This is a genomic window from Chryseobacterium nepalense, from assembly GCF_023195755.1.
Classification (GTDB): domain Bacteria; phylum Bacteroidota; class Bacteroidia; order Flavobacteriales; family Weeksellaceae; genus Chryseobacterium; species Chryseobacterium nepalense.
The window spans coordinates 971885-994761 of sequence record NZ_CP096203.1; the positions used below are offsets into that span (position 1 = coordinate 971885).

Annotated in this window: 18 protein-coding genes; 10 read left to right on the forward strand and 8 right to left on the reverse strand. The window is 37.2% G+C overall.

Features of this window, described 5'->3' with window-relative positions; genetic code table 11:
* Positions 1-4: 4 nt before the first annotated feature.
* The 5 genes from M0D58_RS04190 to M0D58_RS04210 all read left to right on the forward strand — a co-directional run bounded on the left by M0D58_RS04190 (position 5) and on the right by M0D58_RS04210 (position 8358).
* Positions 5-2806, forward strand: coding sequence for a hypothetical protein (locus tag M0D58_RS04190; RefSeq protein ID WP_248393746.1), 2802 nt, complete (start codon positions 5-7; stop codon positions 2804-2806).
* A 59-nt stretch (positions 2807-2865) separates the two neighbouring features.
* Complete coding sequence (locus tag M0D58_RS04195; RefSeq protein ID WP_248394953.1) at positions 2866-6606, forward strand: DUF6443 domain-containing protein; 3741 nt, start codon at positions 2866-2868, stop codon at positions 6604-6606.
* Between the two features lie 10 nt (positions 6607-6616).
* Positions 6617-7036, forward strand: a complete 420-nt coding sequence (locus tag M0D58_RS04200; protein WP_248393747.1) for a hypothetical protein — start codon at positions 6617-6619, stop codon at positions 7034-7036.
* Positions 7037-7279: 243 nt separating this feature from the next.
* Positions 7280-7834, forward strand: coding sequence for a hypothetical protein (locus tag M0D58_RS04205; protein WP_248393748.1), 555 nt, complete (start codon positions 7280-7282; stop codon positions 7832-7834).
* A 149-nt stretch (positions 7835-7983) separates the two neighbouring features.
* Complete coding sequence (locus M0D58_RS04210; RefSeq protein ID WP_248393749.1) at positions 7984-8358, forward strand: hypothetical protein; 375 nt, start codon at positions 7984-7986, stop codon at positions 8356-8358.
* A 26-nt stretch (positions 8359-8384) separates the two neighbouring features.
* On the opposite strand, the gene M0D58_RS04215 is transcribed toward M0D58_RS04210, so the two are convergent.
* Complete coding sequence (locus M0D58_RS04215) at positions 8385-8828, reverse strand: hypothetical protein (protein WP_248393750.1); 444 nt, start codon at positions 8826-8828, stop codon at positions 8385-8387.
* Between the two features lie 518 nt (positions 8829-9346).
* Between M0D58_RS04215 and M0D58_RS04220 the strand changes: the two genes are divergently transcribed.
* Entirely contained in the window at positions 9347-9742 is a 396-nt protein-coding gene (locus tag M0D58_RS04220) for a hypothetical protein (protein ID WP_248393751.1), read from the forward strand.
* A 99-nt stretch (positions 9743-9841) separates the two neighbouring features.
* On the opposite strand, the gene M0D58_RS04225 is transcribed toward M0D58_RS04220, so the two are convergent.
* Complete coding sequence (locus tag M0D58_RS04225) at positions 9842-10519, reverse strand: YceI family protein (protein WP_248393752.1); 678 nt, start codon at positions 10517-10519, stop codon at positions 9842-9844.
* A gap of 272 nt (positions 10520-10791) precedes the next feature.
* Between M0D58_RS04225 and M0D58_RS04230 the strand changes: the two genes are divergently transcribed.
* Together M0D58_RS04230 and M0D58_RS04235 are read left to right on the forward strand one after the other, a co-directional pair.
* On the forward strand, positions 10792-13194 hold the full coding sequence (locus M0D58_RS04230) for a hypothetical protein (RefSeq protein WP_248393753.1): 2403 nt from the start codon (positions 10792-10794) through the stop codon (positions 13192-13194).
* Positions 13195-13454: 260 nt separating this feature from the next.
* Positions 13455-15578: a Tex family protein gene (locus M0D58_RS04235; RefSeq protein WP_248393754.1), complete on the forward strand. Its 2124-nt coding sequence runs from the start codon at positions 13455-13457 to the stop codon at positions 15576-15578.
* Positions 15579-15640: 62 nt separating this feature from the next.
* Here the strand turns inward: M0D58_RS04235 and M0D58_RS04240 are convergent, their stop codons facing one another.
* The 6 genes from M0D58_RS04240 to ribA all read right to left on the reverse strand — a co-directional run bounded on the left by M0D58_RS04240 (position 15641) and on the right by ribA (position 21379).
* Positions 15641-17068 (reverse strand): hypothetical protein, encoded by a 1428-nt coding sequence (locus tag M0D58_RS04240; protein ID WP_248393755.1) that lies wholly within the window; start codon positions 17066-17068, stop codon positions 15641-15643.
* A 269-nt stretch (positions 17069-17337) separates the two neighbouring features.
* On the reverse strand, positions 17338-17514 hold the full coding sequence (locus M0D58_RS04245) for a histone H1 (RefSeq protein ID WP_027381692.1): 177 nt from the start codon (positions 17512-17514) through the stop codon (positions 17338-17340).
* A 258-nt stretch (positions 17515-17772) separates the two neighbouring features.
* Positions 17773-18261 carry a MaoC family dehydratase gene (locus M0D58_RS04250; protein WP_248393756.1) on the reverse strand — a complete coding sequence of 163 codons (489 nt, stop codon included), beginning with the start codon at positions 18259-18261 and terminating at the stop codon, positions 17773-17775.
* A gap of 57 nt (positions 18262-18318) precedes the next feature.
* Positions 18319-19140: an alpha/beta fold hydrolase gene (locus tag M0D58_RS04255; protein WP_248393757.1), complete on the reverse strand. Its 822-nt coding sequence runs from the start codon at positions 19138-19140 to the stop codon at positions 18319-18321.
* A gap of 173 nt (positions 19141-19313) precedes the next feature.
* Entirely contained in the window at positions 19314-20747 is a 1434-nt protein-coding gene (locus M0D58_RS04260; RefSeq protein WP_248393758.1) for an SDR family oxidoreductase, read from the reverse strand.
* Positions 20748-20788: 41 nt separating this feature from the next.
* On the reverse strand, positions 20789-21379 hold the full coding sequence (ribA, locus tag M0D58_RS04265) for a GTP cyclohydrolase II (RefSeq protein WP_248393759.1): 591 nt from the start codon (positions 21377-21379) through the stop codon (positions 20789-20791).
* A 112-nt stretch (positions 21380-21491) separates the two neighbouring features.
* Between ribA and M0D58_RS04270 the strand changes: the two genes are divergently transcribed.
* Together M0D58_RS04270 and M0D58_RS04275 are read left to right on the forward strand one after the other, a co-directional pair.
* Complete coding sequence (locus M0D58_RS04270) at positions 21492-22190, forward strand: SDR family NAD(P)-dependent oxidoreductase (RefSeq protein ID WP_248393760.1); 699 nt, start codon at positions 21492-21494, stop codon at positions 22188-22190.
* A 40-nt stretch (positions 22191-22230) separates the two neighbouring features.
* A complete protein-coding gene (locus M0D58_RS04275; protein WP_248393761.1) occupies positions 22231-22875 on the forward strand; it encodes a MarR family winged helix-turn-helix transcriptional regulator in 645 nt (214 codons plus the stop codon).
* Positions 22876-22877 lie beyond the last annotated feature (2 nt).

The window sequence follows — 22877 nt, forward strand, 5'->3', positions numbered from 1 at the left end:
ATAAATGAAAAAACTAAAATATATAATACTATTCGCAATAAATTTCTATGGAAGTTTATTGTTTTCGCAAGGAGCAGACGGAAATTACGTTTCAGCGCCGTCTGCGGCATCGGTCGCAAGTTTTGTCGATGCACCGGTTTCTTTATCCACAGGCATTCCTGATATTACAGTGCCCTTCTTCTCATTACCGACAAGCAGTTCAGAAGTTGGGTTAAGTGTAGGAATCTCCTATCATCCAAATAACTCAGGTAAGAAGCAGAGAGCTTCAGATATAGGTGCAGGATGGTCGTTATATGGTTCGAGCTGTATTATATACAGAGACGGTGACCATTCATCCAATGTATACTATTATAATTTCATGGGTAAAAGCGGCAAATTGAAATTAGAGACAGATGCTTTAGGAACAAAATATCTTATTCCTTTGACACACAGCAAGCTCAAAATATCTTATAATGACCCGAATAACACTTTTCAGATTATTGACGAGCTGGGAAATACTTATTTTTTTGACATCCGGGATAAAGCTTATTATACCAGCGGAATGAATACCATTGCATATACCTCATGCTATTACTTATCCAAAATAAAGGATGTGCTGCAGAATGATCTTCTTACATTCAGTTACCGTGAAGAAAATTACATAATCCCCGGTGGAAGCTATCAACAAGTTAATAGTGTTAAGCTTATTAAGGTAACGTCTCCCAACATCGGATCTTTAGATTTCACGTATAATTTTGACACCGCTCTTTTTAATAAAATATCAGATCCTTTTCAGCTTCATACCATTGAGTTAAAAAACCCAGCCGGAAAAGTCATTCAGAAATATACTCTGCAGAGCGATATATGGGGGTACGTGTATCACGATACCAATATTTCTTCATGCGGACCGGACAGTCCTGACAATTCAATCTATAATAAAAGGGTGCTCTACTCAGTCAGAAAATATGGAACTGGTACTGAGTACGAACAGACCACTTTTGAGTACCGATCAACTCCTTTTGATGAAAATTACTGGACGTATTTAAAGTGTAAATGCCTGAATAACGAATCTGATAACCCAAAATATTGGGGTATTGGTTTGTTAAGTACGATTCAGTATCCTACCGGCGGAAAAACAAGGTATGAATTTGAACCCAATACCTATTATGTAAAAAAGACGAATGTTTATGATCCTTTTGATCCGGATTTCTCTGCTTCCTATATCAACCCTTCGGTTTTAGAAGACCGTGACGCACAGATTCTGGAAGATCTGGGAACATTCAGCTTCGACACTCATAACAGCACTACGGGTACTTTCCAGATCAGTGCCAATCCTGATGATGCACAAGGTAACAGCTACCTGATGTACTGTGTGAATTATGATGTACTTTATACAGATGGTCCTGTATGGGGTCCGGGAATCAATCCTAATGCTGAATTAAAGATTGTTTCCGGAGGATATGATAATGCGGGTAATGAGATCTTCCCACCGGGAACAAATACGTATCAGATTTTTGGAACCGGAGCTGCGGGAACTGTCAATATAAAAAGAATCCGTTACAAGTCCCTGCCAATTCCGAATTACAATACGGGAAATGGGGTGAGGATAAAAAAAATAGAATTTCTTTCCAACGATGAAGTTGTAGATTCTGAAACCCGCCATTATTCTTATCAGAAATTTAACGATAACACAATGACGAGCGGGATTATCAGTAATGTGAGTGATAACGGACCTGTGGTTTACAGGAATGTAACAGAAACGGTAGGTCAAAATAAGGGATATGCACGATATTATTTTAAAACGCTTTATGACAATCCCGATAATATTGATGCAGATGGTAATTTAAAATATACCAACATCATGCACTACAATATTCTGAGAAATGGTCTTTTGGATAAAAAAGAGGTTTTTGATGCTGCCGGCAATCCGGTTGCAAAAGAAGAAAATACATTTGAATTTTATCCGATCGGTGATTTTTATCTATTAAATGCGTCTCAAAACGGAGGAACACTCCTTATCAAAAATTCGGTGATTACCAAGCAGACCAACACATCTACCTCCTTCATAGGCTCCGATTCCATTTCAGCAATAACGGAGTCTGTGCGACGTCCTTTGGACCTGAATATTCTCAGCAAAAAAAATATTACTGCCGAAGGGGATGTTATTGAAGAAAAATATACCTATCCGCGGGATGGTTCTATCAGACTGTGGATGGTAGGAATAAAGGATAGGCTGCTGACCTCCGAGACCAAAAGAAACGGCATTGTTATTTCAAAATCGGAAACTAAGTTTGATGACACGGTGCATTACTATCCTACTGCCCAAGTGAGTTATCTACCGGATGATCCGAGCCAGTCGCTGAAAAATACCGTGTATGATATTTATGATGACAGAGGAAATATTGTACAATACCGGACATTCCCGGATGCATCCGGGGCGGCAGGTTTTCCGGTTACCATGATATGGGGATATCACAAAACCATGCCGATTGCCAAAATAGAAGGGGCAAAACTCTCTGACATCCCTTCTTATCTTATCAATGCTATTGTAAACGCATCAAACGCCGATGCTGATGCTGTGCCGGCAACAGAAACAGCGAAAGAAAATGATCTGATCACAGCACTGGATACGTTCAGGAACGATGCTGCGTTGAAGAATTTCATCATCACGACCTACACCTACGATCCTATGGTGGGAATGACTACCATGACTGCTCCAGGCGGAATCACTGAAAAGTACAGGTATGATTCCTTCAACAGGCTGCAGAAAGTGATCAATGCAAACGGTGCTACCATAAAAGAATACAAATACAATTACAAAAACTAATAATGAAGAAAAATAATAACATAATCAGTCGGACAATAAATGCTAGCCGGTATATTTTGATGTTAGTATCAGGTATTCCGTTTATCGCGTCTGCCCAAACGCTTCCTACACCATCCGAAAACTATACATATACCAAAGTTTACCTGTCTGAAGACGGCAGCAAAAAATCCGAATCGGTACAGTATTTTGATGATCTTGGAAGACCTAAACAGAGTATACAGGTAAAAGCCACTCCTCTGGGGCAGGATATTGTGGTTCCTATCATTTATGACAGCTTGGGAAGGCAGACCAGAAGCATGCTTTCTGTCCCTATGCCAACAGCAAATCTGGGGATACAAAATGTCTCCGAAAACACGGTGAATGCTTATTATGGAGTCTCCAATGCCTACAGTCAGCAGAAACTGGAAGCTTCTCCACTGGCAAGACCGCTGGAAATTGCACATCCCGGAACAGAATGGGCAATGGGATCTGGTCATACTCAGAAGATGACGTATGGTCTTAATAAAAATTCGGATCAGGTAAAAAAATATACCGTCACCAATTCGTGGCAGAATGCTACGGCCGTATCTTCCCTGCCTGCCGTCTCTTTTTATAATGAAAAAGTGCTGACTAAAAATACGGTAACCGACGAAGACGGTAACACAACCATAGAGTTTAAAAACAGTTTGGGACAAACGGTTTTGGTAAGGAAAGTCATCAGTACAACTGCTAATGCGGATACCTATTATGTCTATAATGATTACGGGCACTTGGTTTATGTTATTTCACCAAAAGCATCCGAGTGGATCTCTACTAATGGTAATACCATAACACAACAGATTCTGGATAACCTCTGTTACCAGTATAAATATGATCATAAAGCAAGGCTTTTAGAGAAAAAGCTTCCCGGCAAAGGTTGGGAATTTATGGTCTATGACAAGCAGAACAGGCTTGTCCTTTCACAGGATGCGGTGCTGAGGACTACAGCCAACAGCTTTAATGCAAAAGGATGGATGTTTACCAAGTATGATCAGTTCGGAAGAGTGGTTTATACAGGCTTTTTTGCCAATACCGGTACAAGAGCGGCAATGCAGTCTGCTATAAACAATATGACTGCCAATGCCGGAAACAATGAAGCGAAAAGCACTACGCCTATTTCACAAAACGGGATGGATATCTATTACACCAAAAATGCTTTCCCTACAGGAAGCATGACCATCATGAGTGTCAGCTATTATGACACTTATCCTTCCTATAGCTTCAATCCTTCTTTTCCTTCCACTATTTTCGGGAAATCTGTACTCACGGACCAGCCTTCAGCCAGTGTAAGCACCCGCACTTTACCGGTAATGACACTGGTAAAGAATATCGAAGATCACGGCTGGACGAAAAGCTACGTGTACTATGATAATCAGGCAAGAGCCATCGGAGGCCATTCCATCAATCATCTCGGCGGATATACCCGGACTGAGACAGACCTTGACTTTGCAGGAGTGCCTTTACAGGTAAAAACATATCATAAAAGACTGGCTTCCGATCCGGAAAAGACCATAACAGAAACTTTTACGTATGACCACCAAAACCGCCTGCGTACTCATAAGCATAAAATTGACAACAATGCAGAAGAGATTCTTGTTCAGAATGAGTATAATGAGCTTTCGCAGCTGAAAAGCAAAAAAGTGGGCGGCAAAGTATTAGGAAGCGGTCTGCAGACGGTGGATTACAGCTACAACATCCGGGGCTGGATGACGCAGATCAATGATCCTGCCAACCTGGGAACCGATCTTTTCGGGTATAAAATAAAATACAGCCAAGTGGAAGGCCTGCAGACTCCCGATACCTCAGATCCTTCCCTGAAGGTACTCCCGAAATTCAACGGGAATATTGCAGAGGTAGACTGGAGAACTGCAGCAACACCCAACGAATCCATGAAAAGATACGGCTATGTGTATGACCAGATGAACCGTCTCTCGGCAGGATTTTACCAGAACGATACCAATCCTTCTCTGAGGGAATATTATGAAAAAGCAACCTACGACCTGAACGGAAACATCATCACGATGAAAAGGACTGCTCAAAGAATGGGCGGTACGGCATTACTCATTGACAATCTTACGTACCGGTATGAAAATAATAATACCAGCAACCGTCTGCAGAGAGTGAGTGACGAGGTTACTCTGTCAAAAGGTTTTCCTTACAGCGCTGTTCCTACGGATATCGGCTATAACGATAACGGAAATATGACTTCTTTCCAGGATAAGGGAATTTCTTCCATTCAGTATAATTACTTAAATTTACCGAAAAATATCACCCAAAACGCTGAACTGACAGCCTATACCTACAGAGCAGACGGGGTGAAAGTGAAGAAGCTCTTTAACGGTCTGCAAACAGATTACCTCGATGGTTTCCAGTATAAATTTACGTACACCTGGGAAGCTCCTTCGGGAACGATGACCAGCGATGGGATCAGGCTAAGGATGATCCCGACATCAGAAGGGTATTTTGATGTCTTAAGGAACAGGTATTTTTATAATTACAAAGACCATTTGGGCAATGTACGGCTAAGCTACAGCGATGCAGACGGAAACGGAGAAGTAACGGGAGATATTGTAGTGAATAACTGTTCAACTTTACCCGATGGCAGTACAGTTTGCAACAACTATATCATCACAGGAGAAGCAGAAGGCGTAACCAACTACTATCCTTTTGGGATGATGCACAACAGCGAGTCTCATAGCTTTGAGAATCCTTACCAGTATAACTACAACGGCAAGGAACTTCAGGAAACGGGAATGTATGATTACGGCGCAAGATTCTATATGCCGGATGTTGGAAGATGGGGCGTTATAGATCCCTTAGCGGAAGTAGCACCACATATCTCCTCTTATCATTACGCCAATAATAGTCCTGTGATGTATAATGATCCTACAGGAATGGTTTCACAATCCTTTATGGACAACGTATGGAATTCTTCTTCAGGAACTACATGGTACAATACTGGAACAGGTTTTGTAAGTGATGGAGGAAGTGCTATGGATTATGACGGCAAGAATATAAATTGGGGTCGCAGTTATATGGACATGCTTATGATGAGGGTAGGCTTGGGATCAAGCGGAGAAGGCGGCGGAAGTGCGTTTGAAATACTATTGCCAGAACTTGTTCTAAATGGATATGGGAGAGCAAAACATTGGGGAGGTGCTATAAGCACTTATAATATTAACCATGGTATTCTTTTAAACGGCATTGCAGGTATGCAGTCTGCCTGGAATAGAGCTGTATTTGAGGCTAGTCAACCATTTAAACCTGTATTGCATAATGGTTCTGCTTATATGATGAGTGGCGATCTAATGGGAATTTCTGATCTTATTGGAATTGGCCTAAGCAGAGTTGCGGAAGAGCATCCCTACGCAGCAATGGCTTTATCGGTGGCGGCTATTGTAGCTACAAAAGGAAGAGCTGCTGATGATGTATTTGAAGCAGAAAAAGGATTATTATTACAAGCAAGTCGAAAAAAAGGTATAATAAAAGCTGATTATTTATTTGAAAATCTAAATGATGCAAAAAATTTAGGTTCTAAGTTGTTAGGTCCTTCTAAGATAAGAATGTATGACGATACTGGAAAATGGATTGGTTGGGAAAATAAATCAGGAGCCCAAGTATATTGGAAGCATGGTGACTGGGGAAAAGGTGTTGGCAGCTCCACATTTCCTCACATAAATTATAATATAAATGGACAAAAAGGACATTTTTTTTTAAAAAATAAAATTACAAATCGTGGCGAGTGGAATGCTTTCACCACATATTACAATTTTAATCCTTAACTGTTATTGTATGGAAGACTTTAAAAATATATTACAAAAGAAATTCTCTAAAACTGGTGATTCTGAATTAATAAATTATCATTATGAAAGTGGTAATATTTCTCTAAATGTTAAATTGCATGAGAATGATAACTTAAATATACAATTTAAAACAGAGATTCTATATGCTAAAAACATTGAAATAAGACCACCATTCAACATCGGCTATTTTGAATGCATAAAACTTTCTGATGTACTAAAAGTTGAAAATAATCACTATTCATTCTCAGGAGATTTTGTTGATATAATGAAAGCTCAAAGAAAAAAAATTAATTTAGCTTTTGGTTTACCTATCAAAAATTATACTCATTTGATAACCTTTTGTAATAGCTCAATTAATCTGGCATTTATAGTTAATGAAAATGATAATTATAAATTTGATTTTTTTTAAGAATAAAAATTTTAAAAATCAGTTCTGATTTATCTACAGTCATGTTCTCGATATGTTGCTTTTTTATCAACATTTTAGTAGAAAATTTTAAATTAAATTAATGAAACAGATTATCATTTAGATCACACGATCTCGCAGATTTGTAATCCTTGAGCAATAATAAGAGACTGCTGAAATAAGGCAGTCTTTTATTTATTAAAAGCAATTTGATTTTAATAAGTATATTTACAACTGTGTAGGCCATTGTTAAAACCCTTAGCGGAAGCATCCAGAAGGTTTACTCCTTACCATTACGGGAATAATAATCCGGTAAGGTTTATTGATCCTGACGGAAGAATTACGGTGGATAATCTTAGCGGGCAGTACAGTCTGGGAAGTGCTGTCGCAAGCTTTCTGCACAGATCAGGAGTAGATGAAGAATATTTGCCTAAATTCTATTCTGATGACAGTGGTGTGATGATTGTTAATACGGCCTTGGGTAATGATGACCAAGGTGGCGGAAGTTCCAATGGTGGAATCTATTCGATATATGGTGGCAATGGGGTAACAATGACGGGAATTTATGCCCAAATGTTATTTCAGTTTTTAAATGATAACATCACTGCCGACGGTTTTTTAAATATAAAAGGGTTTCATTTTTTAATGGAATCAAGAACCCCAAATATCTTTAAACATACTTTATCTTCTTTTATGAAAGGATATCCTCAAATTTTACATTATGATGCTGATAAAAATCGCCAAGGTGATAGAAGAAAAGAGGCTTTAAAAGGAAAAACCAACTTTTACTCGTTCTTATGATAACTACAAAAATACGGATCAGTTTAATCCTGCAAATTTTGGCAGAAACACTCAAACTGTTAAAAACGGTTATTCTACTATAAGCACAAGTGTCAGTTCCGGAGTGGGAGTTTCACTTGTAATGTAGACAGCATCTAAAACTTGGGTACGTGGAAAATAATTTTAATATAGAAGTTGATAAATCCAGTAAAAAAACTATTACAATATTTATAATAGTTTTTGGAAGTATTTTATTACTAACAATAATGTATTTAATCTTAAATTCAAATTCTGATAGAAAGCAAAAATTATTATCTATTGAAAGACATACAAGAGTAATTGATATTTATAATAATAAACATGAACATAATTTTCTGTATGTTAAGTTTTCCAATGGTTCTCAAAAAATCTTAGAATATCCATATAAGGTTGGAGATTCAATATCAAAGACAAAAGGGGATTCGGTAGAATATATTTTCAGAAAAGATAGTATAATAGAGAATAATCTTTTCAAAGAATCTCGAAAAAATGGTCTTTTAGAATAATAAAAAAGCTACTAAAAGTAGCTTTTTTATTTAGTAAAATGAACATCATAACCTACAATTTTAATGGAATCATTATTTTTTTCCAAAGTAAATTTTTCTTGTGTATTTTGTATATTTCTTTCTACTCTATATGAGAATACATATTGAGATTTTGGATTTGTACCAACAGAAACAAAAGTTTCCCATATTGTTAATTGAGTATTTAAGATTTTATTACCACATTCTGTATTAATATCGTCAATCATTTGATTTAACTGTTCTTTGTTATTTATCTTGCCGTACTTCTTATCAAAAAACTTTTCTCCAAATAATTTAAATGCTTCCTGTCTGTTGTTTTCTTTTATAAGCTGATAGTACTTTTCAGTAATTTTTTCGGCTTCTTTTTTATCTTCTTCCCTATTGCGATAGGTTTTATTAAAATTACAGCTTGTCAAAAATAAGACAACTAATATTAAAATATACTTTTTCATAAGCGAAAATATTCTTAGATTTAAGAGTGGCTAATCCTAAAAATCGATACAGATTTATTACACAAAAATAATTAATTAAACACTTAAAAAATGTTTTCAGGTGTTTTTTATTTATATATTTCATTTCAATATATTTTGCTGATGTATATTCCATTCAGTATAATTATTTAAATTTAACGAAGAAGATTACTCAGAACTTGCAGGTAACAGAATATCTGTACTGTGAAGACGGAGTGAAAGTGAAGAAGCTCCTGAAAATCTTAACGGGAAACTATTCTGATATGAAATCAAATATAATCAGGTTGAGGGAAAACAAACTCCCGATCCGTTTGACAGCAGTTTAAAAGTATTGTCTAAATACAATGCGAATATTGCTGAAGTAGACTAGCGTACCAACACGGCTTCCGGAGATTATTTAAGAAGATACGGCTATTAGTAATATTAATCCTTACTTTCAACTCAGGATAATTATTAAATTTATCATATCTTCCATTAATGAGACATACATTTCAACTACCATGAAGCAGTACCTATTAATATTTTTTGTCATTTTACTTTCTTGCACAGAAAAAAACTCTTTAGCTGAGAGAAAAATCAGGGTCTCTCAATTGATTGAACCTAAAGATTATATTTATGTTGAATTACTAACTTACTATTCATCTTCAAATAAGAAAGACTCAAATTTTTATATTGTAAAAAATATTCATACTAATGATACGATATATGTCGTTGACAAGAATAGTTCTGCGGTAGCTGACTTTATAAAAAATTATGATGGAATAGAAAATACTGGATTAGTTTTACAAAAAGGAAAATCAGATAGTAAAAAAGAATATTTTATATCTATTCCATCAGATTATGATCTCAATAGTAAACCGTTGTATTTAGGAGAACTGATAAGGATAATTGATTGAAATAATTTTTCAATTTCTCAAATTACCATCTGCCGGTATCTTAAGCCAACAAAAAAGCTGCCTTTTCAGGCAGCTTCAATGATTTTATAGCTAACAATATTATTTCTTCGCTTTTACATCTACAGCGATCTCAATGTCCTTGCTGATCATCCATTCTGCAGGATCGGCTTCGGAAGTACCGAACTTGATCCCCCAGTCTGCCCTGTTTACCGTAAACTTAGCCTGAATAGAAGCCGAAGTTTCCGTTACATCCACTTTTGCAGGGAACGTTACGTTCATCGTTTTTCCGGATAACGTAAGATTTCCGCTTACTGTTTTATTGGCGCCCGCAACCGCATCTGCAGAAGCATTCTTAAGATCGGTTACACTGGTAATTTTGAAATCTGAAGTAGGGTTTTTCGCAGTATCAAAGAAATCAGGGTTTTTAAGGTGTGCTTCAAGATCTGCAGGTTTCTTGTCTTTTTCCGTTACGGAAGCAGGATCTACCTTGATTGAATTCATATCAATCACAAAGCTTCCCGCAGCAAGCTGTCCGCCTTCAATGCTCAGATCTCCGGATTTAATGTTGAGCGTTCCCCAACGCGGAGCCATACCCCCTTTGTGGAAAGCTTTCCAATTTACTACAGAAGCAGCCGTATCAACAGCAAGTACCTCTCCTTTACTTTCAGCTACCGTCTGTTCCTGTGCTGTTGTCGCATTTTCAGCAGATTTTTCTTTCGTACATGAAGCAGCAAAAAGACCTACTCCCACAAGAGCAATTACACTCAGTTTTTTCATATTATCAATTGTTTTAAAAGTTTATTACTGATGATCCGAAATGGTATTTCCGGTTTTGATTTTTCAAAAATAGAAAACTTCTTGATGGCATCACTTACCATACATCAAGAAATCTCACGGTACCACAGTATTCAGTTGATGAATATAATAAAAATCTGTTTAATACAGCGCTGTGTTTTAATAATATCTTAATCCTGATTACTGTTTTTCTATTGTTTCATCATTTCTAATCATGTAAATTTGCGCACTAATTCCAAATGAAATTCAGATTTATGACAAAAAAAATTATTTTCCTATTAAGTATTTTCATGGCTTTCTGCAGTTTACACGCGCAGGGCAAAGCAGAAAAAGCGATAACCACATTCTTTGAAAAATATCCCCAGGAAAAAATACACCTGGTTTTCAATAAAAACAGCTTTGTTGCCGGAGAAAACCTTTGGTTCAAGTCTTTCGTATTTGATGGATACAACCTATCATCCATTTCTACTTCCATGTTTGTAGAAATGTACGACAGTAATAATTCACAAATCAGTAAAGAAATCGTCCCACTTCTTAATGGACAGGGAAGCGGAAGTTTCACCTTATCCGAAAATCTCAAAGAAGGAGTGTATTATATTAGAGCCTACACCACTTGGATGTCTAATTTCAGTGAGGATTTTCAGGCGTTTCGACAAATTATCGTGTATAATCCTTCATCCCCGGAGAAAGTGGTTTTGAATGATGCTTCACAATGGACTGCTTCTGTTTTTCCGGAGAGCGGAACATTGGTAGAGGGCATCAATACAAAATGTGCAGTTCGGTTACAGTCAAAAGGCATCACCCCATCTGAATGGAGCGGTTATGTAGTAGATGCAGCCAAACCTGATGTAAAGATAAGCACTTTTAAAGGCTTTGATCAAAACGTAGGCGCCTTTTCACTAACCCCGAAAGCGGGAGTACAATACCAGTTAATCATAAATGATTCTAAAGGGAACAGAAAGGTTATTGATTTACCTGCTGTTTCAGGCTCGGGGATAAATTTACAGGTTTCAACCGGTAATGATGCAGTAAAATTTTCTTTAAAATCAAAAAATATTGCGCCCGGAACAGTATATAAAGTAATTGGAACCATCGGCAGCCAGATCGTATTTAAAGTCAATTCGGATAAAATTCTTGAGAAAACTTATTCCATTCCCGCAGACCAGCTCATTAACGGAATTCTCCAGCTTACGGTGTTCGATGAAAAAGAAAGCATCATAGCCCGGAGACTTATATTTGTTCAGCCCGGATTATTAAAAATTAAAAAGCCGGAAATCCAGTCGATGAAACTTAACGAATCTCCAAGAGCATTAAACTCTTTTAGTATTAATCCGGAGCAAAATAACAATGCTTATACCGTAATGGTATTAGATGGAAGTTCGGAAAATCCGGAAGATGAAAATAGTTTTTTAAGCACATTATGGCTTACCGGAGATATTGCTTCAAAAATATATAAGCCATCCCAATATTTCACACCAGTCCGTAACAACGAAGCACTGGATGCTCTATTAATTTCTGAAGTATGGAAAAGATTCGACTGGCGAACAATTATGTCAGACAGATTCCCTCTGATAAACTATCAGCCGCAACCTTACATTTCTTATAAAGGAAAAGTATCCATACAGGGAAAACCAGCTTCAAATGCAGAATTAAATCTCATGTTTGAAATTCCGGAATATGGATCAAAATTGCTTCAGATAAAAACGGATGATAAAGGATTTTTTGCCCTGAAAGGATTACTGTTTGAAGACACTATAAAATTTTCTTATCAATTGAATGATCCAAAAATACCTGCAGAACAGGTTCAGGTAATTTTCCAGCCCGATTATTCATTCGTTCCCTTAAAAAAGCCGCTGCCGGAAAGTAATTATATACTTATTCAGCGTCAAAGTGAAGATCAGCTTTCCGAGACGGTTAAAAGATATGTAGCTACAAAAAATACACAAAGTAATATCGACGAAAAAGCAACATTGATCGAAGAAGTAAAATTAAAGGCTAAGAAAAAAGATCTTACAAAAGAGCTTAACGAAAAGCTCAGCAGCCCCCTATTCAAAAGTATGAATGAAACTATCTTTGATTTTGTGAATGGTAATAATTCTACTAACGGTTATATGAATATTCTGCAGTGGCTTCAGGGAAGAGTTCCCGGTCTCACCATAGAATCCAGCAGAGGCAGTTCTATCCCTAGATTCCGCGGAAGCACCATTAATGTTTATCTGGACGAAATGTTATTGGATCCGTCACAAATTAATACCATCCCGGTGTCTGACATTGCCATGGTAAAAGTAATTAAGGGATATTTCTCAGGTGGATTTGGAGGTGGAAACGGAGCTATTGCCATCTATACAAAACGCGGAGGTACAACGGGTTCTTTAAGTGATTTTGCAGCTTCAACAAAATTAAAAAAGAGCATCATGCACGGATTTGATAAGGAAATATCTTTCGTAAGTCCGAATTATAATGATCAAAACTTTAGCAAGATCTCCCAAGATTCACGGACAACATTATACTGGAATCCATACATAGAAGCAGAAACAAAAGACCAAACCGGAATACAGTTCTTTAATAATGATGAGGCTAAAAATTTCAAAATAATCATTATGGGATTCGATACCAAAGACTATGTTCCCATCTACTATAATGAAATTGTTCAATAAAACTAAATGAAAACAGTACCACTCGTACTGTTTTTATATTTTATAATAGTCTTAAAATAATTCAGGACATCCTGAAAAAATCAAAGATTTTTTTAAACTTATGTGTTCTTAAATTTGTGCAAAAATTATCCTTACATCTAGTGTGACTTATGTGTTTAAAGCTTTTGCAACCTTTGTGATTATATAAACTTTAAGCATCCTTTTTACAATACATTCCTCTTTTATAAAAAAGTCTGTATTTTAGCCGCTTAAATTTTAAAATGAACGCCACACGTTATATACAGCAGATTCTTGATATTCCGGAAAAAAATATTGTCCCTACCCTTCAGCTGTTGGCCGAAGACTGTACCATTCCTTTTATTGCCCGGTACCGGAAAGACAAAACAGGAAATCTGGACGAAACACAGATTGAACAGATCTCAAAGATCAGCAAACAGTTTGAAGAGATTGTCAAAAGGAAAGAGACCATCCTGAAATCTGTAGAGGAGCAAAATGCCCTTACCCCAGAATTAAAACAAAGAATTGAAGAAAGTTTCAACCTGCAGGAGCTTGAAGATTTATATCTTCCGTTTAAGAAAAGAAAAAAAACCAAAGCCGATGCTGCAAAGGAAAAAGGTCTTGAACCTTTAGCTAAAATGATCATGAGCCAGAAAGCCCAGGATCTGCAGTCTCTGGCTTCAAGATACCTCAACGAGAAAGTCGGGACCGAAGAAGAAGCACTTCAGGGAGCGAGAGATATCATGGCTGAATGGATCAACGAAAACATGTATGTCCGCAAAAACCTGAGAAGGATCTTCCAGAGAAAAGCTGTGATTACCTCGAAAGTTGTAAAGGCAAAGCAGGAAGAAGAAGATGCTAAAAAATTCTCACAATATTTTGAGTGGGAAGAAAACCTCAGCAGAACTCCCTCCCATCGTCTCCTGGCCATGTTGCGTGCAGAGTCTGAAGGCTATGTAAAAACAAATGTGGGAATTGATAAAGATGAAGCGATTGAATTTATAGAAAATGCAATTATTAAATCCAATAACGAAACAGTGGAACAGATTGCGCTGGCTATAAAAGACAGCTACAAACGCTTGCTGGAACCTGCTATTTCAAATGAAACACTGCAGGAAGCCAAAGAAAAGGCAGATAAAAAAGCCATCGAAATTTTCTCTGAAAACCTCACACAGCTGCTGCTTGCCCCTCCACTGGGAGAAAAGAGAATTCTTGCCATCGACCCGGGCTACAAAAGCGGATGCAAAGTCGTTTGCCTGGATGAAAAAGGCGATCTTTTGCATAATGAAACCATTTATCCTCACGTACCACAAAATGAATCCGGCATGGCTATGAAGAAAATACGGTCTATGGTAAATGCTTATAATATTGATGCCATCTCCATAGGAAACGGAACTGCCAGCCGCGAAACGGAATTTTTCATCAAAAAAATTGCTTTCGACAAACCGTTACAGGTTTTTGTAGTTTCCGAGGCGGGAGCATCCGTATATTCTGCCAGTAAAATTGCAAGAGAAGAATTTCCATCGTATGACGTCACCGTTCGTGGTGCAATATCCATCGGAAGAAGATTATCGGATCCTTTGGCAGAGCTCGTGAAAATAGATCCTAAATCCATCGGCGTAGGGCAATATCAGCATGATGTAGACCAGACCCAACTGAAAAATGAGCTGGATTCTACTGTGATGAAGTGCGTCAACGCAGTGGGGATCAATCTTAATACGGCCAGCAAATCATTGCTGAGCTATGTCTCCGGGATCGGTGAAAAAATGGCGGAAAATATTGTAAATTTCCGTGCCGAAAATGGCGCTTTCGAAGACCGTAAACAACTGAAAAAGGTTCCGAGACTGGGCGAAAAAGCTTTCCAGCAGGCCGCTGCGTTTGTAAGGATCAGCAATCCGAAAAATCCTTTGGATAATTCTGCCGTACATCCTGAAGCATACGGAATTGTGGAAAAAATGGCAAAAGATTTAGGCATCAAAACGCATGAACTCATTGCCAGTAAAGAAAAAATTGCACAGATTGCACCTGAAAAATATATCACAGACGATATCGGAATTTTAAGCATTAAAGATATCTTAAAAGAGCTTGAAAAACCAGGACTGGATCCAAGAAAAGCAGCAAAGGTTTTTGAATTTGATCCGAATGTGAAAAAAATTACGGATCTGAAAATCGGGATGGTTCTTCCCGGAATTGTTAATAACATTACAGCTTTCGGGTGTTTTGTAGATCTGGGAATAAAAGAGAGCGGACTGGTCCATATTTCCCAGTTGAAGGACGGATTTGTATCTGATGTGAATGAAGTGGTAAAACTACACCAGCACGTTCAGGTAAAAGTAACGGATATAGATGAAGCCAGAAAAAGAATACAGCTGAGTATGATTATATAATGAAAAAGCCCCTGAAAGCTGATACTTTTAGGGGCATTACATTTTGATAAAATTTTAATTTACTACAGTTTTGGAATTTTTTTCCAACTTCCATTTTCGTAAACTGCAGTATAAGGAACATAACCTATCGAGCTTTGTATATGGGCTCCATCATCTCCAGGATATCCGGCATTGGCAAATGTTGTGATCATACCATTCTGAGTACCTATCGGATCATTGTATTGATAAGGTGAAACTGTATTTAAATTGCTAAGATTTACCCCGGCCAGAGGATGTCCTGAAGGATAAACGATATTTATTATCCCGTTTCCTTTCTTAAGTAATGCTGAAGTTATTGATATATAGGAAGATCCTGTATTAACAATATCGTTTTTATAATTATCTCCTGAGATATCAATATTATAGTTTGAAAAATCGGTTGCTGAAAACCGGTAAACGGAAGTATACCAATCATTTACTTTTTCATATTCAAAATAGTTATTTTTAGAGTATACGTGTGCAGAAGATACATCAGACGGAACATCTATGAAAATATTAGCATGTGTTGAGGTTAAGTATACATGACACCCAACTGCTGTAACACGGCTGTTATTATTCTGAACTTTAATACATGTGTTATTGTTTTCTTCATCATACACTCCCTCAAAGTAAGTCCCGAAACATGAAACCCTTGATGCAGAAAGCTCAATGCCGGATTCCGAAAACCCTTCCACACTGCCCCCGAACAGATTTAAATTGCTGCCATCATTAAGAATGATTCCCTTGGTATTTGCATCGTTTTTTTGATATCCTGCACTGATAGAAAGAGAAGTTGCATTCGTATTATAACAATTATTTAAAACAAGGCAAACAGGGCAATACACAATAGCAGAATTCACAAATTTATTATAATAACCTTGAGTTACCTCAATACCGGTTTCAAAACTTTGTACTGTAACAGAATCTAATGCAACAGCCCCTGTTGTTACTTTTATTCCAACTTTACCTGCTATATTGCTTCCGGTAACAACCAGGTTTTTAAAATTGATATTTTGATTTGCTCTGATACAGGAATCTGCTGAAGTATCTGCAAAATCCACAAAATAAATACTTGAATTCGCGTTTCCTCCCTCATCATTTCCATTAATATAATTTTGCCCCAGAAATGTCAGGGATTTATTATTGATGATTATTTGGTGAGAACATCGGTATTCATCTCTGATAAGAATCGTATCATTATTTTTAGCTTTGTTGATCGCTGCCTGAAGTTCTGCGTCCGTTTTTCCGGGGCCAAACCATTCCGGATTAATAACACCGTTGTATACTCTTTCATATACATAGTTGTGAACATTTTCCTTCAAATACATTACACCATCCACCGTGGGGCCTGATGCAATTTTTACAAAATTTACCAATTCCTTTGTGCGGCTGTCAATCAGCGTTATGAAATCTGTTGAAATACCAGCTGTTGGAAAGTCATTTGTTTCCAATAAATTTAATGTGTTGCTCATAATTAAAAGATTTTAATAATTAAAGTTCTTGCAAGAATTTTTATTAAAACAAATGTAGCTTCGGAAAGCGTCAAAACTTGACGTATTATTTTAATGATTAAAATTTTAATAGTGAGAGTATATAGTAAAATTAACAGTATTTATAAATATAAAGATTTGGACGATTAAAATGAGTATTGTATTAACGGGAGCCAACTGGATTGAAGCTCCGGCCATTAATAGTTATTTAAGTGCAAAAAAAATCCCCGCCTAATGGCAGGGACAACTTATTATTTTTTAGATTCTTCAACAGAAACTTTTCTGAAATCCTTGAAAAGTTTGCTTAGTTCTAAAGCTGCTTTACGAGCTCTGGTACCAGCTGCTTTGTTTCCTTTTTCTGCCTGTTGGTTTGCTTCAGTTGTAAAAGCTTCAAATTCCGCGTTGATTTTTTCAATTAATTCTTTCATTATTTTTAAAATTTAGGCTGCAAATATATGTTTTATGGCAATTCCAGCCTAATAGAGAAGAAAAAAAATAGAATAATTAACCAAATTTAATCTTTTCCTTGTGGTTTCAATTTATTTTTTAAATAAAATCTTATCTTTTAATGTTTTTTGTTCGGCATCCAAACACATATCTTTTACATTTATGAAATGAAACTTAATCCTAAAAAAAGTCTTTAAAAATTAATTTAAAGACTTCATTCATTTTACTTTTTCTGAAATTTATCTCCTCAGCAGATATTTGTGCTGTCCCTGAAGTACAAGTTCCGATTTCTGATTATAAACGGTCACTTCAGTCGTTACTACTCCCAGGTCACCTTTTGGTTCCAGATTGGTAATCATCAGTGAAGAATATAAAGTATCTCCGGAATGCACTTCTTTCAGAAATCTGCATGACTGTTCTAAAAAACTGACGAAAACATTCCCGAAATAATGCGGCAACAGCGTAGCTCCCGGTGCAGTAAAGGCTAAAACCTGTAATCCGTGTACTACCGGTGCCTCATGGCCGTACCTCTTTGCATATTCCTTATCGTAGTGAATAGGATGATTGTCGCAGGATACTGTCTGAAAAGCAGAAGCATGTGCATCCGTAAGTGTTCTGCTTGGAGCTCTGAAAACCTCTCCTATTTTCAACTCGTCGAAACCTCTTTGCGGGACAATAGAAAAATCTTCAGGATTAAAAACAGGTGATTCGGCATTTGAATTTTCCATAAAATTAATTTGGCGTTAAGAGTAAATATTAGCTTTCACCAATAAATATTCTAAAGTTTATGCTGTGATAAAATCCAAAAGATCTTTGTTAATGGTTTCATGCTGGGTAGTTGGCATTCCGTGAGGGAAACCTGGATAGGTGATCAGTTTACCGTTCTTTAATAATTTAATGGATTTTAATGCAGCATTGGCAATAGGAACGATCTGGTCATCCTCACCATGCATCACCAAAACCGGAATATCCACTGCTTTAAGATCTTCACTTAAATCGGTCTCTGAAAACGCTTTAATTCCGTCATAATGAGCTACGATTCCGCCCATCAGTCCCTGTCTCCACCAGTTTCTCTGGATACCGTCTTTTACATCAGCGCCTTCTCTGTTATACCCGTAAAAAGGAAAAGTAAGGTCATAATAAAACTGATTTCTGTTGTTCATGGTCTGATTTCTGATATCATCAAAAACCGACATCGGCACACCATCCGGATTGCTTTCACTCTGCACCATCACAGGAGGAATTGCACTGATCAACACTGCTTTTTTAGCTCTTCCGTTGGCATATTTATTCACATAACGGATTACTTCACCACCGCCTGTTGAGTGCCCGATGTGAACCACATCCTTCAAATCTAAAAATTCAACCAATTCTGCAGCATCAGAAGCATATTGCTCAATGGTGTGGTTGTAAATATTCTGGCTGGAACGTCCGTGACCTCTCCTGTCGTGAGCGATTACCCGGTACCCTTTTTTCAGAAAGAAAATAACCTGGGCATCCCAGTCGTCTGAAGATAGTGGCCATCCGTGGTGAAACATCAATACCGGTCCTTCACCCTGATCTTTGTAAAAAATTTCTGTTCCGTCTTTTAATGTAAGTGTACTCATTGTTGTAATTTTTTGATTAATGTTTAAATTCAAAATTATAATTACAAAATATACCACTTAATAAATAACTATTTAAATATCAATTATTTAAATCTAAGTATAATTATTTTAAAATACGAAATACCGTAATATTATGAGGAGTGTATGATAAAAACGGATAAAATATATGAAAATCAGGAATCCCCGGTGAGCCTTTTAAGCATTCCTTTAAAAATAATTCCGTGAAAAGGCAAAACGGCAAACCAATATAATCTTCCTGAAATCCCATGCGGCCTGAATACGGCTTTTTGCCATAATTTCCCGCGGTAAATTTTAAACATCAGCCAGGCTTCTCCAGGAAGTTTCATTTCAGCAAAAAGAATCAGTTTTCCTTCCTGTCGATCTGCATATAAAACCCTCCAGAAATCCAGGGCGTCGCCTTCATGAAGTCTGTCCGGATGCGTCCGCCCCCGCCTGAGGCCGGGTCCGCCTACCAGAAGATCCATAAAACCGCGAATTTTCCATAAACTCTGTCCGTACCATCCATTACTGCCGCCGAGCCGGAAAATTCTTTCGATACATTTTTCACGATCATCATAAGCGCCGCTTCTAAGATCAGTAAAACAGCCGTAATGAGGAACTTCCATAAAATCTTTGAGGCTGGTATCTCTCCTGCTGCTTATAAAACTGTCTTTCCAGCTCGAAACAATTTCATTTGCCTGAATTTTTGCAAGCGTTCTTTTTAAAGCTGTTCCATAGGAAAAAGGCTGTATTCCGGTAATACGTTTTATTTCAGACAGACTTTCGGGTCTGCAGATTACTTCAATTTTCATGCTTCCTACCAATGCTGTTGCAAGATTATATGAAGTGGAAGTAATAAAATAAAGCCAGTATGAAGAAAGTTTCGGGGTCATCACCGGCAGTGTGAAGATCTTTCTTTTCAGGTTTCTTATACGTGCAAATTCCAGAAGCATCTGCTTATAGGTAAGCACATCATCACAGCCGATATCAAAACTTTTATGATAACTTTCTTCTTTAAAAAGAACAAAGATCAGGAAATCCAGGACATTAGCGATACCAATGGGCTGACATTTGGTATCCAACCATCTTGGAGCTACCATCACCGGCAATTTTTCTACCAGATCCCGAATGATCTCGAATGAGGCACTTCCCGACCCTATAATAATTCCTGCCCTTAAAACCGTAACAGGAATTTTGGATTCCATTAAAATTTTTTCAACCTGAAATCTCGAACCCAGATGTTTTGAAAGTTCTTTTTCATTTACCAGACCCGATAAATAGACTATATGCTGACATTCGGTAGTTTCAATAAATGTTGCAAAATTATCTGCACATTTCTTTTCAGAATCTTCATAATCATTACTATTGCTCATAGAATGCATGAGATAATATGCCCCGGAAATGTCTTTGGGAATATTTTCCAGAGTTTCCGGTTTCAGGAAATCTACTTCCACCACTTCGATAAGAGATTCGTCGATATCCGTATTTCTTGAAAACCGGCTTGCATCTCTGCAGCAGCACACTACTTTATAGCCTTGTGCAGCGATCACGCTGATCATCCTTTTTCCGATATATCCGGTGGCTCCCGTAAGCAGTATTTTTTTCATATCATATGATTCTGTGAATTATTATTCAATCCCCGAAAAAATCATACCCTTTCGAGCAGATGTCCAAAATAATCTTTCTTTTTGACCAGATAACTTTCATTGACCTCGTTTGAATCGATCTCAAGAGGCAGCCTGTTTTCAAGGATAATTCCACTGTTTTCAAGAGATCTCAGCTTATCCGGATTATTGGTAAGAAGGTTTATTTTTTGTATTTCCAGCATTTTCAGAATCTCAACGGCAACATCGAAATTTCTTCCGTCGGCCGGTAAACCCAATTTAAGATTGGCTTCCACTGTATCCAAACCTTTTTCCTGAAGTGCATATGCTTTAAGCTTATTAATAATTCCGATGTTTCGGCCTTCCTGTCTCAGATAAATGATGACCCCTCCGTTTTCAGCCATAAATTTCATGGCGGCATCGAGCTGCTGCCCGCATTCGCATTTTTTGGAATGAAAAATTTCTCCGGTAATACACTCCGAATGAAAACGGACATTAACAGTTTTATTAAAATCCGTGTTTTGTGCAACCAGAGCCAGGTGCGGATTCCAGTCGGACTCATTTTCGGAAATTGCGTACATCGAGAATACTCCGAAATCGGTTGGTATATTGGATTGTGCCTGTATCTTCATCATAATAATTTTATTTAAGTGATTTTTTATAATACAAATTTATACTTTATTTATATATAAAGTAAATTAATTTACTAAATTTGAATATTATTTATTTAATATAAAGGATAAGCATATGAAAACCATCGTAATAGTAGGCTGCGGTAGCGGTATCGGGCTTGAAACAGCAAGAACACTTTCGGAAAAATACAATATAATAGGAATTTCCAGAACTAAACATCCGGAACTTGATAATATCAATCTAAAATTTTATGAAAAGGATATTTTATCGGATAACCTCGAGGACATTGCTTTTCCAGATGTAATCGACGGACTGGTTTATGCACCGGGAAGTATTAATCTTAAACCACTTAACAGACTTTCTGAGGAAGATTTTACCCATGATTTTGCCATCAATGTCCTCGGTGCCGTGAAATGCATACAAAAATTGCTTCCCAATCTGAAAAAATCCGGGAATGCATCAATTGTTCTTTATAGTTCTGTGGCAGCAAAAACGGGAATGCCGTTTCATGCTTCAGTTTCAGCCAGCAAATGTGCTGTAGAAGGTCTTACAAGAAGCCTTGCAGCTGAATTTTCAGCACAGAAAATAAGATGCAATGCTATTGCCCCATCCTTAACAGATACTCCACTTGCTTCACAGCTGTTATCTACCCCGGAAAAACGAGAAGCTTCAGCAAAAAGACATCCGCTGCAGAGAATCGGGAATGCCGGTGAAATGGCCAGATTAACTTCTTTTTTACTTTCTGATGATGCTTCATGGATTACAGGCCAGATTATCGCTATTGACGGAGGTTTAAGTACCATAAAACTGTAATATTTGATATAAAATGATATTTTTACTATAAATTTGTACTATGAATACTGATTTTTTTATCGATCTGCTTCATCAGGTAAAAGATTTTGAAAATTCGGATGCACACAAACCGAATTCCAGTGTTGAAGACTTCCGTCTCTGGCTGAATGATAAAAAATACAGGGAAGAAAGCCCTACAAAGCTATTTACCACTGAAGAACATGAGGTTTCGTTTACAGAAAATGAGATCTGTAAACAGGTGTTATTGCTGGGCAGATATTCCAGACAGCTTATCCGGAAAGGTTTGGGAGAATTCCCGAATCTTGCCAATGAAGAGTTTACCTATCTCTATCGTCTGAAAGATGAACCGGACATTACAAAAATTCAGCTTATTGAAAGAAACGGCCATGAAAAACAGACCGGAACTCAGATCATTAAGCGCCTTCTGGAATCCGGCATGATTGAAGAAAGAAATGATGCGGAAGACAGAAGAAGCAAACGACTGAAACTCACAGCAAAGGGGGAAGAAGTTTTTCACGAATCGGTAGAAAGTGTTAATAAAACCTCTCAACTTCTTTCGGGCAAACTGGCCAAAGAAGAACGGGAAGAACTTTTAAAGCTGCTAAAAAAGCTGAATGAATTCCACTCTCATCTTTATCACGAGTATAAAAATTCCGGTTTTAATGATATGATACAATTATTATAACA

Coding starts and splice junctions, on each gene's coding strand:
- M0D58_RS04190 (WP_248393746.1), top strand. CDS start 5: ATGAAAAAACTAAAATATATAATACTATTCGCAATAAATTTCTATGGA.
- M0D58_RS04195 (WP_248394953.1), top strand. CDS start 2,866: ATGTTAGTATCAGGTATTCCGTTTATCGCGTCTGCCCAAACGCTTCCT.
- M0D58_RS04200 (WP_248393747.1), top strand. CDS start 6,617: ATGGAAGACTTTAAAAATATATTACAAAAGAAATTCTCTAAAACTGGT.
- M0D58_RS04215 (WP_248393750.1), bottom strand. CDS start 8,828: ATGAAAAAGTATATTTTAATATTAGTTGTCTTATTTTTGACAAGCTGT.
- M0D58_RS04220 (WP_248393751.1), top strand. CDS start 9,347: ATGAAGCAGTACCTATTAATATTTTTTGTCATTTTACTTTCTTGCACA.
- M0D58_RS04225 (WP_248393752.1), bottom strand. CDS start 10,519: ATGAAAAAACTGAGTGTAATTGCTCTTGTGGGAGTAGGTCTTTTTGCT.
- M0D58_RS04230 (WP_248393753.1), top strand. CDS start 10,792: ATGACAAAAAAAATTATTTTCCTATTAAGTATTTTCATGGCTTTCTGC.
- M0D58_RS04235 (WP_248393754.1), top strand. CDS start 13,455: ATGAACGCCACACGTTATATACAGCAGATTCTTGATATTCCGGAAAAA.
- M0D58_RS04240 (WP_248393755.1), bottom strand. CDS start 17,068: ATGAGCAACACATTAAATTTATTGGAAACAAATGACTTTCCAACAGCT.
- M0D58_RS04245 (WP_027381692.1), bottom strand. CDS start 17,514: ATGAAAGAATTAATTGAAAAAATCAACGCGGAATTTGAAGCTTTTACA.
- M0D58_RS04250 (WP_248393756.1), bottom strand. CDS start 18,261: ATGGAAAATTCAAATGCCGAATCACCTGTTTTTAATCCTGAAGATTTT.
- M0D58_RS04255 (WP_248393757.1), bottom strand. CDS start 19,140: ATGAGTACACTTACATTAAAAGACGGAACAGAAATTTTTTACAAAGAT.
- M0D58_RS04260 (WP_248393758.1), bottom strand. CDS start 20,747: ATGAAAAAAATACTGCTTACGGGAGCCACCGGATATATCGGAAAAAGG.
- ribA (WP_248393759.1), bottom strand. CDS start 21,379: ATGATGAAGATACAGGCACAATCCAATATACCAACCGATTTCGGAGTA.
- M0D58_RS04270 (WP_248393760.1), top strand. CDS start 21,492: ATGAAAACCATCGTAATAGTAGGCTGCGGTAGCGGTATCGGGCTTGAA.
- M0D58_RS04275 (WP_248393761.1), top strand. CDS start 22,231: ATGAATACTGATTTTTTTATCGATCTGCTTCATCAGGTAAAAGATTTT.